The sequence below is a fragment of the Thermostichus sp. OS-CIW-32 genome (assembly GCF_054060415.1).
In genome coordinates this window covers 1-11,613 of sequence record NZ_JBSSDD010000014.1, presented here as the reverse complement: position 1 = coordinate 11,613, position 11,613 = coordinate 1, and the positions used below count along the sequence as shown (strand labels likewise).

The following is an 11,613-nucleotide window of genomic DNA, read 5'->3' as shown; positions in this document are numbered from 1 at the left end:
ATTAGGAGACCGACCATGCCGCAAGATATCCAAGACATCAAAGATCACGCCCGCCTGTTTCAAGATCCGGAATATCAGGCGCTTCTGCAGTGCAAGCAAACCTTTGAAGATCTCCCTTCCCCGGAAGAAGTGGCCCGGGTGGCCGAATGGACAAAATCTTGGGAATACCGGGAGAAAAACTTTCAACGGGAGGCCCTGACGGTAAACCCCGCCAAAGCCTGCCAACCCTTGGGGGCCATCTTCGCCGCTGTCGGCTTCGAGGGAACTTTGCCCTTCGTCCATGGATCCCAGGGGTGCGTGGCCTATTTTCGCACCCATCTCACCCGCCACTTTAAGGAGCCCTTTTCGGCGGTCTCCACCTCGATGACGGAAGATGCGGCGGTGTTTGGCGGCCTCAAAAACCTAATCGAGGGACTGGAAAATGCCTACGCCCTCTACAAGCCCAAGATGATCGCCGTGTGCACCACCTGCATGGCGGAGGTGATCGGGGATGACCTGGGAGCCTTCATCACCACGGCCAGAAATGAGGGAGTTATTCCCCACAACTTCCCGGTGCCCTATGCCCACACGCCAAGCTTTGTGGGATCCCACATCACCGGCTATGACAACATGCTCAAGGCCATTCTCAGCACCCTCACCGAGCCGGTGGGCCGCACGGGTAGCAATGGCTACATCAACGTCATCCCTGGCTTCGATACCTACGTGGGCAACTTGCGGGAGATCAAGCGCATCTTCGGCTTATTTGGGATCCCGCTGACCCTGCTGGCGGACAACTCCGACTATTTGGATTCGCCCAACGACGGCACTTTCCACATGTATCCCGGAGGAACCCCTTTGGAGGCGGCTGCCCAATGCCTCAACGCCGAGGCTACTTTTTCCTTCCAGCGCTACACCACGCCCAAGACCCTGGAGTTTCTAGCAGAGGCCTCGGGTCGGCCCACCCTGACGGCGCGGCCAGTGGGTATTCGGGGCACGGATGAGTTTTTGATGCAGCTATCTCAGCTAACCGGCAAGCCCATTCCCCCCGAGCTGGAGATCGAGCGGGGCCGGGCGGTGGATGCTTTCACCGACTCCCAAGCGTGGATCCACGGCAAGCGGGTAGCCCTGTATGGGGATCCGGATCTGGTGATGGGCTTGCTGAGCGTATTGCTGGAGCTGGGGGCCGAGCCGGTGCATGTGGTGGTGACCAACAGCAACGAGGAGTTCGAAGCCGAGGCGCGGGCACTGCTGGCCTCTAGCCCCTATGGGCAGGGGGCAACCGTCTGGGGGGGCAAGGATCTCTGGCATCTGCGCTCTCTGATGTTCACCGAGCCGGTGGATCTGCTGATCGGCAATTCCTACGGCAAATACCTATGGCGGGATACGGGCACGCCTTTGGTGCGCATCGGCTACCCCATCTTCGACCGCCACCATCTGCATCGCTATCCCACCTATGGCTATGTGGGGGCGCTCAACCTCCTTAACTGGCTGGTCAACACCATTCTGGATGAGGCCGATCGGCGCAGCATCATCCCCGGCAAAACCGACATCTCCTTCGACTTAATTCGTTGATGGCCAGAGCAGCGGGATCCCAAAGGCCGGACTTTGTCGGACTTTGTCAAGGATCCCCTGCTCCAAAGACTCCACCCCGCTAAGAGGAACAGCCAAGCCTTACAGGAATCTGATGAATTCTGCGGCAACTTGGTTGAGCTTTCTACCCTGGACATGATTGCCCTGACGCAACCGGGGTCCCGCTAGCGGTGCGGAGCACCATCGACGGTTACCGATTGCCTAGGCGGGCCGTAGGTCTTGGAGGATGGATCCCATGAATTCCTCTGTTACCATCAACGACACCACCCTGCGCGATGGGGAGCAAGCAGCAGGGGTAGCCTTCCAAATCCCCGAGAAGATCTCCATTGCCGCCCTCTTGGATGCCATTGGCGTACCCGAAATTGAGGTGGGGATCCCGGCCATGGGCGCCGTGGAAACGGAAGCCATTCGCGCCATGCTCAGCCTGGGGCTGCGGGCTCAGCTGCTGGGCTGGAACCGGGCTGTGCCCAGCGATATCCTCGCCTCTATTCGTTGCGGCCTCAAGCGGATCCACATCTCCGTGCCGGTCTCGGATCGGCAAATCGCTGCCAAGTTCCAAGGGGATCGCCCTCGGCTGCTGCGACAGTTGCGCCAATGCGTGGAGATGGCCTTGGAGCAAGGGCTGTGGGTCTCGGTGGGGGCAGAAGATGCCAGCCGCACCTCCCTGGAGCAGGTGATCGAGCTGGCCCAAATGGCCCAGAGCTGGGGCTGTCGGCGCTTCCGCTACTGCGATACGGTGGGCGTTTTGGATCCTTTTAGCACCTACAAGCAGATTCGCCGTCTGGTGCGGGCCATCGATATCCCTGTGGAGATGCATACCCACGACGACCTGGGCATGGCCACTGCCAATGCCTTGGCCGGGATCCGCGCCGGCGCTCAGTCGGTGAACACCACCGTCAACGGCCTGGGGGAACGGGCCGGCAATGCCCCCCTGGAAGAGGTGGTGATGGCTTTGCGCTACACCTTGGGGATCGATGTTGGGGTGGATACCTGCCGTCTGCGGGAGCTGTCTCAACAGGTGGCACGGGCCAGCGGTGCTCCCCTCCCCCCCTGGAAGGCCATCGTCGGTGACAACGCCTTTGCCCACGAGTCGGGCATTCATGCGGCGGGAGTGCTGCGGGATCCCCAGACCTATGAGCCTTTCCCACCAGAAGCCGTGGGCGGCCAGCGGCGGCTGGTGTTGGGCAAACACTCCGGCCGGCATTTGCTGCTGCAAATCCTCAAGGAACAGGGGATCCCTGTCGAGCAGATCCCACCTGGCCAACTGGAAAAGCTCCTGGAACAGGTGCGGCAGCACGTCACCCACTGCAAACATCCGATCCCGCCGGCGGAACTGGCCCGTTATTGCCGCGCAACGCTGACGCAATGGGCGCAACACACTCCAGAACCCATCCCAGAGGAGAGCCATCCCGATGTTGTCTAACCGCTTGTCCGGAAGGGAAACTTCCAAATCTCAGGCCATTTTGGCAGCCGTGTCTCGACGGGCGCGCCAAGTAGGCCGCAGCCTAACCCGCCAAGAGCTTTGTCAGGTGCTGGCAGAAATCACAGGAGGTACCCCATGAGCGACGAACTGGAGCTGGATCGCCCTCCCCAATTTGAGCTAGGCGACAAAGTCCGCATCCGTAAGGTCATCCGCAACGATGGCACCTTCTTCGGCCAGCCGGTGGGGAAAATCTTGGCCGTTCCGGGCGACGAAGGTTACGTGATTTCCATTGGCACCTTTCTACAGCGGTTTTACGTCTATGCCGTCCACTGCTTGGCCAAAGGCTTGGTGGTGGGGTGCCGCGCCCAAGAGCTGGAACTTGTGGAGAAAGGGCTATGAAAGTCATCCTGCACGAAAGTGCCTACGGGCATTTGATGGTCTACGTTCCCAAAAAAGATCTGGAAGAGTCGGTTGTGGCCACCCGTTCAGAGGCCGGGGAAACCATTTTCACCTTGAGCAACGGTTGGGAATTGTCCATCCCGGAGCTGCCGGAGCCTTTGTCTCTGCCCAAGACGGTAGAGGCCAAACGCCTCTAGCCAACGGTTGGCTGAACAATTCAAGCAATTCTATTCCTATCGGCTCATCCTCGAAAGGGCTGAGAGAATGGGTTGAACTCAGCTCTAACAAGCTCCAAATACCCATGAAAAGGGTTGGATCCCCCATTACTTTGTATAGACAACCAGCCTATGGAGGGAGATGGCTTTTTATCCTCCTGGGGCTCCTGGTTCTTCTTTGCTTGGGAACCGTCTATTCCTGGAGCATTTTCCGCAAGCCTCTGGAAACAGAGCTGGGGATCGGGGCCAGTGAGAGCCTGCTGCCCTACACCGTTGCCCTCGTGTTTTACGCTACCCTCATGCCCATCACAGGGTTTGTCATCCCCCGCTGGGGATCCCGCCGAGTACTGGCTCTGGGGGGCAGCTTGGTGGGTTTGGGCTATGGGCTGGCTAGCTTTGCCCCTTCTATTGGGTGGATTGCCCTCTGCTATGGAGTCATTGCCGGCAGCGGTGTGGGAATAGCCTATGGGGTGCCGATGGCCGTGGCAGCCCGTTGGTTTCCCGATTGCAAGGGATTGGCGGTGGGGTCCACCATTATCGGCTTTGGCCTATCCCCCCTGCTTACCGCTCCTCTAGCCAACCGCTTGATCGAGGCGCTGGGGGCTCGGCCTACGCTGCTGATTTTGGGGATCCTCTTCGCGGCAGTGATCCTGGGGATCGCAACCCAACTGAGATTTCCTCCCCCCGATTGGATCCCTTCCTCACCTTTTCCAAGAAAATCCACGAATGGCCCAGATCGCTCTCCGTTGACTTCTCGGCGCTCTCTCCCTCTGCTGAGGAACCCCTCCTTCTATGGCCTGTGGATCTGCTATGCCATCGGCACCCTGGTTGGTTTAAGCGCCATTGGGATTTCTGGTCCTGTGGGGGAAGAGCTGATCGGCCTGGATCCCCCTGCGGCTGCCAACAGCGTGGCTCTCTTCGCCATTTTCAACGGGCTCAGCCGTCCTCTGTTTGGCTGGTTGGCCGATCGATTACATCCCCATCAGGTCACTACGGGCTCCTATGGGCTGATCCTGCTGGCCTGTGGGCTAATGCTCCTGCCTCCTCAGGGATCCCTTCTGGCCTACTGGGTAACTTTTTCCTTGCTTTGGTTTTGCCTGGGGGGGTGGCTGGCCATGGCTCCCGCCCTGACCCTGCGCTTGTTTGATCCCGAACGCTACGCCCAGAACTACGGCATTGTGTTTACCGCCTATGGAGTTGGGGCCTTGGTGGGAACGATGATCGCGGGGCAAATTCGCGATAGGCTGGGCAGCTATAGCTATACCTTTTATGGGATGGCCGCCTTGGCGGTGGTGGGGATCTGGGTGGCCAACGCTTTTTTGAAGGAGAAGTTGTAGGAGCTTCAAGCCAGCGGGCACAGCAGGGATCCCATCAGCAGGGGCAGCAATCCCCTACTTCATACCCTCCACTGCAGGGCTGGGTGAACCAACTTAAAGACTTGCCCCCCCAAGGCAAGCAGTTTGGTAGAGTAGTACGGCTATTGCCGACAGATTGGGATCGTGGCGGAATGGTAGACGCTACGGACTTAAAATCCGTTGTTCCTCAAGAACGTGAGGGTTCGAGTCCCTCCGATCCCATCATCCCTTGATCCCTGTCTGTTCCAGCACATTCAGCAAGTCCGGGATCCGAACCCAGGCATCTTCTCGATCCAAATCGGGGCTGGAAAGAAGAGCCACCAAAGCCGGATCACAAACAGGTGCTACCAAAGGGAAGTACCTTAACCCTGCCACCTGGGCAATGATCCAAAAATAGGGGAGCACTGCATTGCTGGGCAAGATCTCGATGACGGTGGTGCCGGGTGGACAAAAGGCGAGGTTGGTTAGGCCCGCCCCGTGGATCCCGATCACCGCCTCTGCCCCTTGCATTAGGGCTATTTGCTCTTGAAGAGAAAGGGTTTCCATTTGCACCGGTGCAAATCCCCAAGGGTGCAAACAGGCTAGCACCTCCGCTTCGTTGATCACCCGCCGCCAGCGGGCAGACCGACGGCTGATGTAAATTCGCCGCGGCTGCAGGGGGTCGATGGATAAACTCGGCTGGGCCAGTTGCCGCAGCACCTCCAATCCCCTAGGCGTCAAGCACCCCACCGGAGCGCCTGCTGAGGGCACGATCAGGTTTTGGGCTTGCAGATGGGATCCCCCCAACTGCTCAAAGCTGAGGATGCGCTCGGCTGGGATCCCCAAAGCAGCCAAGCTCTGCACCTGAAAGGGCTTTCTTTGATACCCGTGGATCAAGATGGGGATGTCCTTTTCCAGGGCGCCCGACCGCTGCAGGATATCGAGGGCCGGCAGAATATCCACCATCCAGTGAAAGTAATTAACTGCCCCCAAGGGCAAAAGGGCAACGGGGCCATCCAGTGGGATCGGTGGGGGGAGATGGGGCAAGCCCAGCAGGGGGTGGTGTCGCAGGTGATCTGGCCTGTAGTCCCAGTCGAGGAACTCCGGCGGCGGCAAGCTCAGGGATAGATCGGCGAGCAATTCTCCCCGGCGGGTGAGCACCCCGCTGGCAAAGCTGGCGTAGAGGTGGCGGGGATAGTGGCCCACGTGGACGGATCCTCGGGGGATCTGGGCGACAAAGGTCTCTGCCAAGGGGATGCGCTGCGGACGCAACTTTTGCAAAATGTCGGGATCAGCGGCAGGGGGCGCTTTTAGACAGAGAACCCCCCCTGGATCCAGCAGTTGGTAGTCCCCTTCGCCCGTGGCCTGATGCCACTGTCGGGTGGTGAGGTAGCCTTGGGTTGGCACTGGCCAGAAGTCAGTTGTAGGGGAAGTACTCTGGGAAAAGGAGTCTGCTGGAGGGGCAACGCCTTCTGGAGCCCAACGCTGCCGCCAAGCCGAGTACAGCAGGCAATCGGGGCCCTCCCCTCTGCATGCCTGCTCCAGTCCAGATCGCAGAGGGCTTTCTCCGCCACTGCCCTCGCACCACGCCTGCACCCAATTCCGTTCCGCTGCCACCGCTCGGCAAACCTTCTCCCAAGCCGCCTCAGGGTGAGCCAACCGCACTTCCGCTTCCGCCCAGTAGCTGTAGAGCTGCGCTGTCCCGGTGCCCCGCGCCTCAGCCGCCTGGAAACACCCCACAGCCTGAACTGGATCCTGCAGATCCAGCCACGCCAGGCCCATCTGTACCCAGGGATCCCCCCACTCAGGGCGCAGCCGCGCAGCCTCCTGCAGAGGGGAAATCGCCTCTCGCAAACGGCCCAGCTTCATCAGGGCCAAGCCCCAGCGCCAAAAACTCTCTGCCGCCGTCGGATCCTGCTGGCAAGCCCGCTCAAACCACTCCGCTGCCGCAGCCCACAGCCGGCTCCGCTCTTGGGTCAGGCCAATGCGGTGAGCAGCCAAAGCCTGGCCAGAAGACAGCTCCAGCTGTCCATCCCCCAACTCCAGAAGCTGCCGATACAGAGCTGCTGCCTGCGGCCAATGGCCCTTCTCCCACAGGCTTTCCGCCAAAGCCTGCAAGCTCCTCAGCAGGTGGTAGACGGCCTCGGATTCGGCCACCCCCCCCGCTTGCAGCATCGCCAAGCCCTCTTGCCACACCAGCTGCGCCTCCAGTTCCCGACCCAGCAGGAGATAGGCGGCTCCCAGCTCCCAATACAGCTCTGGAGAGGGGGATCCCTGCTCGAGCTGTTGCTGTAAAACCTGGGTAACGCGTTCGTAATGTCCCTGCTCCCAATCCTCAAGGAGAAAAGCGGAAGACAACAGATGGGAGGGTAGAGCTGGGTTGAGAGCCATGTCTTTGTGGATGAGAAACAGTGTTACAAACTGCAACAACCTCCCCACTCTGGGCCCGTGCCCCTAGTATTCTAGGCTTGGCTTCCCCCTCAGGGATCGGGCATCGATCCTTCTCAGCTCAGAGAGGGATGCTCCTCCAGTCGTGGGTCAGCCTCTTCACCCCCTTCGATGGCACTGTCCTCGGCCTTTGTCGGCAGTTTTTTCGATCAAAACGGAGTTTAAAAGATCGATGGGTATCAACGTATCCGCTGGCGCAGTCGTTTCCAACCCCCGTCTCTACCAAACCGTGCCTGTATCGACCATCTCCCAGGCGGAACAGCAGGATCGCTATCTGGGACGCACCGAGCTGGATCGCCTCGAGGACTTTTTCTCCAGCGGCCTGAAACGGCTAGAGATTGCCGAGGTCATTGCGGCCAATTCGGAAATCATCGTCAGCCGGGCAGCCAACCGCATCTTCACAGGGGGCTCGCCCATGGCCTATCTGGAGCGGCCAGAAGCGACCCAAGACGAGAAAGAAGCCTTCAAGCTGGGTACTGCCTTCTACGTGGAATCCACCGGCGGATTCATCGAGGCCATCCGCAACATCTTCAGCGCCAGCGGCGTGGAGATTCCCCCCAATTTCCGCCCCATCAACATCTCCCGCTACGGAGCTGCCAACATGCGCAAATCGCTGCGGGATCTGAGCTGGTTTTTGCGCTACGTTACCTACGCCCTGGTGGCCGGGGATCCCAGTATCATCGCCGTCAACACGCGCGGCCTGCGGGAGATCATCGAAAATGCCTGCTCCGCCGAGGCCACCATTGTCGCCATTCAAGAGATGAAGCGGGCAGCGGCTGGCTACTTCCGCAAAGATGCCGAAGCGGTTGCCATTATCAACCAATACTTCGATGTTTTGCTGAGCGAGTTCATCGCTCCCGCCCCTTCCGACAAGCTGCGGCAGCGCAACGCCAGCACCGCCGACGGCCTGCCCCTGCAGGGGCTGCAGCTACCCCAGGTTTACAACTTGGCTGCCGAGAAAGTTCCCGTTTTTGCCATGAAGCCGGGGCTGTCCAACGCCGAGAAGGAAGAAGTCATCAAGGCCGCCTACCGGCAGGTGTTTGAGCGGGACATCCGCCGCGCCTACGGCCTCAAGCTTTCCAACCTGGAGTCGAAGGTGAAAAACGGCGAGATCTCCATGAAGGAGTTCATTCGCCGCCTGGGCAAATCGGAGCTCTACCGCAAGCAGTTTTACGAGCCTTACATTAACAGCCGCGTTGTCGAGCTGGCCTTCCGCCACTTCCTGGGCCGGGCCCCTGAAACCCGCGAGGAAGTGCAGACCTACTTCTCCATCGTCTCCAGCAAGGGCCTGGCCGGCCTGGTGGACGCCCTGGTGGACAGCCGCGAGTACGGGGACTACTTCGGCGAGGAGACGGTGCCCTACCTGCGCAAGCTGGGGATAGAAGCCCAAACCAGCGCCAACTGGGGAGCCAAGTTCGACCTCTACACCTACGCTGCCCCCCGCCGCAAGGTGCCCCAGTTCATTACCCTCTTTGCCCGCTACAACCGGCCTCTGCCGGATCAGCATGCCTATGGCTCCGGCAACGACCCGCTGGAGATCCAATTTGGGGCCATCTTCCCCAAGGAAACCCGTTCCCTCAGCGCCCGCCCCGCCCCCTTCAACAAGGATGTCAAGCGCATCCTCATCCGGCGCGGCTTTGCCCTCACCAACGCCCGCACCAATCCCAAGGCAGTGGGGGATCCCGGTAGCCTTGGCCCCAAAGTCTTCAAGCTCACCCAAACTCCCGGCGATCGCAGCCGGCGGCTAGGGGTGCGGGCGGGGATTGTTGGCAGCGAAGTCTCGACGCAAGCGGTGATCCGCGCCTGCTACCAGCAGGTGTACGGTTACATGCCCTACGAAGGCCAACGGCTAACCCGTTGGGAGATCAAGCTGGAGTCGGGGGAAATTCCCGTCAAAGAGTTTGTGCGCCAACTGGCCAAGTCGGATCTCTTCCGCAACAAGTACTGGTCCAGCTTGTATGTCTGCAAAGCCATCGAGTTTATCCACCGCAAGCTGCTGGGCCGACCCACCTACGGGCGCCAGGAGATGAACCGCCTATTTGACATCGCCTCCAAGCAAGGGTTCTACGCCGTCGTGGACGCCATCCTCGACAGCGAGGAGTACCAGCAGGTCTTCGGGGAAGATATCGTGCCCTACGAGCGCTACCTCACCCCCGGCGGCCTGGCGCTGCGGCGGATGCGCCCCGGCTCCACCGACATGGCAGTGACCAAGCCCATTCGCACCGACGACGACATCCCTCTCTTTGTCAAGTTGGGTCAGCCTCGGGATATGCCTTCCGGCGAGCTGGAAATCCAGCGGCGGGCCCAGCAGGGGGTGCCCAAGGTACGCCAAGAGATCCCTGTCTTCAAGCTCACCAGCCTGGCCAACAAAGCGGAAGTCAACAACCTCATCCGCGCCGCCTACCGGCAGGTCTTCGAGCGGGATATGGACATCTACAACATCAGCGCCGAGCTCAGCTCTGCCGAGTCCAAGCTGCGCAACGGCGAGATCACCGTCAAGGAGTTCATCGAGGCCCTGGGGTGTTCCGAGCTGTACCGCTCCGAGTTCTATGCCCCCTATCCCAACACCAAGGTGATCGAGCTGGGCACCAAGCACTTCCTGGGCCGTGCGCCTCTCAACCAGCAGGAGATCCGCAAGTACAACCAGATCTTGGCCACCCAGGGGGTGAAAGCCTTTGTGCGCGCCCTGCTGAACACCCAGGAGTATCGGGATCTCTTCGGCGAGGACACGGTGCCCTATCGCCGCTTCCCCACCTTGCCGGCGGCCAACTTCCCCAACACGCAGGAGCTGTACGGTCGCCTTACCAAGCAAAACCGCGAGCTGGTGGTGCCCAGCTTCAGCCCTGTGGGCAATGACCGCAGCTAGATATGGAGCTCTCAACCCCTTCTCTCCTTTTGTGGGAGAGGGAAAAGACAAATTAGCTCCACAAAGGCAGAGGAGACTGGGCTTCATAGCCCAGATGCCGTAGCGCAGCAGGGGTAACCACTCGACCCCGGGGCGTGCGCTGCAGGTAGCCGATCTGCAGCAGATAAGGCTCATACACTTCTTCAATGGTTTGGGGATCCTCACCCGTCACCGCGGCCATCGTCTCCAAGCCCACTGGCCCTCCACCGAACTGCTCCACCAGCACCGTCAGCAGCTTGCGATCGATCCAATCCAAACCCATGGGATCCACCTGGAACAGCTCCAGAGCGGCTGCTGCCACTTCTTGGCTAATGTGGCCATCCCCTCGCACCTGGGCGTAATCTCGCACCCGCTTGAACAGGCGGTTGGCAATGCGGGGCGTGCCCCGAGAACGGCGGGCGATCTCTGCAGCCCCTTCTGGATCGGTGGAGACATTTAAGAGGCGAGCCGTGCGCAGCACGATCTGCACCAGCTCGTGAGGCTCGTAAAAGCGCAGCCGTTGCACGTGGCCAAAGCGATCCCGCAGCGGAGAAGTGAGGGCGCCAATGCGGGTTGTGGCCCCGATGAGGGTAAAGCGTTCCAAGGGCAGAGAGGTGATGCGAGCAGAGCGACCTTTGCCAATGGTGATATCAAGACGAAAATCCTCCATCGCCGGATAGAGCAATTCTTCTGTAACCTTGGGCAGGCGGTGGATCTCGTCAATAAACAACACATCCCCCCGCTTCAAGCGCACCAAATACCCGGCAATGTCGCGGGGGCTCTCCAAAGCCGGCGCGGTGGTCATGTAGAACTGGGATCCCATTTCTGCCGCCAGCACTGCTGCCACCGTGGTTTTGCCTAGACCAGGCGGGCCGTAGAACAGCAGGTGATCCAGAGGCTCTTGGCGAGCGCGGGCCGCCGCAATGGCAATGGAGAGCACTTCTTTAAGTTCCGTCTGGCCAATATATTCCGCTAGGGTGCGCGGGCGCAGGGATTCTTCCTGGGCTTCGCCAGGGTGGGCTTGCGGCTGCAACAGGGCAGAGGGATCCGCTCCCCTTTCCCCAGCAAAGCTCAACTCTCTGCCTTCTTTTCTCCAGGCTGAAGACTTTTGCTGCCGCCGCTTGGGGCCCTCAGCGTTCTGGCCTGTATCCCGAGAAGAAATGATTGCCATATCCCTAAGTCACAGAGGCAATGGCCCCAATTTAACTCTAGAAAAGCTCTGGGAAAGATCACCCCAGCAAAGAGAACAAAAAAATCCCCCAGACCAAGCTGGGGGATCCACCAATGCTGTTGAAGCGTCAGGTCAGGCCATCAGCCACGCACCGCAGGCGCTACCTCCAC

General features: G+C 60.1%; 9 protein-coding genes and 1 tRNA gene. 8 read left to right on the top strand and 2 right to left on the bottom strand.

Annotation, left to right across the window (positions count from 1 at the left end; translation table 11 throughout):
• Window positions 1–15 precede the first annotated feature (15 nt).
• From nifK to ACVWY8_RS12385, 7 genes are all read left to right on the top strand, one after another.
• Window positions 16–1,551 (top strand): nitrogenase molybdenum-iron protein subunit beta, encoded by a 1,536-nt coding sequence (nifK, locus tag ACVWY8_RS12415; protein WP_457395345.1) that lies wholly within the window; start codon window positions 16–18, stop codon window positions 1,549–1,551.
• 253 nt (window positions 1,552–1,804) lie between these two features.
• The gene (nifV, locus tag ACVWY8_RS12410) at window positions 1,805–2,992 is read left to right on the top strand and encodes a homocitrate synthase (protein ID WP_457395348.1); all 1,188 of its coding nucleotides are present in this window, start codon (window positions 1,805–1,807) and stop codon (window positions 2,990–2,992) included.
• Window positions 2,982–3,131, top strand: a complete 150-nt coding sequence (locus ACVWY8_RS12405; RefSeq protein WP_457395350.1) for a hypothetical protein — start codon at window positions 2,982–2,984, stop codon at window positions 3,129–3,131. The genes nifV and ACVWY8_RS12405 overlap by 11 nt, the downstream gene beginning before the upstream one ends.
• The gene (locus tag ACVWY8_RS12400; RefSeq protein WP_011430646.1) at window positions 3,128–3,391 is read left to right on the top strand and encodes a nitrogen fixation protein NifZ; all 264 of its coding nucleotides are present in this window, start codon (window positions 3,128–3,130) and stop codon (window positions 3,389–3,391) included. Before ACVWY8_RS12405 ends, ACVWY8_RS12400 begins: the two co-directional genes overlap by 4 nt.
• Entirely contained in the window at window positions 3,388–3,588 is a 201-nt protein-coding gene (nifT, locus tag ACVWY8_RS12395) for a putative nitrogen fixation protein NifT (RefSeq protein WP_011430645.1), read from the top strand. The genes ACVWY8_RS12400 and nifT overlap by 4 nt, the downstream gene beginning before the upstream one ends.
• A 98-nt stretch (window positions 3,589–3,686) precedes the next feature.
• On the top strand, window positions 3,687–4,943 hold the full coding sequence (locus ACVWY8_RS12390; RefSeq protein ID WP_457395358.1) for an L-lactate MFS transporter: 1,257 nt from the start codon (window positions 3,687–3,689) through the stop codon (window positions 4,941–4,943).
• 156 nt (window positions 4,944–5,099) lie between these two features.
• Window positions 5,100–5,183: transfer RNA gene (locus tag ACVWY8_RS12385), tRNA-Leu, on the top strand.
• Here the strand turns inward: ACVWY8_RS12385 and ACVWY8_RS12380 are convergent.
• On the bottom strand, window positions 5,184–7,367 hold the full coding sequence (locus ACVWY8_RS12380) for a glycosyltransferase 61 family protein (RefSeq protein ID WP_457395353.1): 2,184 nt from the start codon (window positions 7,365–7,367) through the stop codon (window positions 5,184–5,186). It lies immediately after the preceding tRNA gene.
• A 193-nt stretch (window positions 7,368–7,560) separates the two neighbouring features.
• Between ACVWY8_RS12380 and ACVWY8_RS12375 the strand changes: the two genes are divergently transcribed.
• Window positions 7,561–10,254, top strand: a complete 2,694-nt coding sequence (locus ACVWY8_RS12375; RefSeq protein WP_457395356.1) for a phycobilisome rod-core linker polypeptide — start codon at window positions 7,561–7,563, stop codon at window positions 10,252–10,254.
• A 52-nt stretch (window positions 10,255–10,306) separates the two neighbouring features.
• Here ACVWY8_RS12375 and ruvB read toward each other — a convergent pair whose 3' ends face one another.
• Window positions 10,307–11,443, bottom strand: coding sequence for a Holliday junction branch migration DNA helicase RuvB (ruvB, locus tag ACVWY8_RS12370; RefSeq protein ID WP_011430641.1), 1,137 nt, complete (start codon window positions 11,441–11,443; stop codon window positions 10,307–10,309).
• Window positions 11,444–11,613 lie beyond the last annotated feature (170 nt).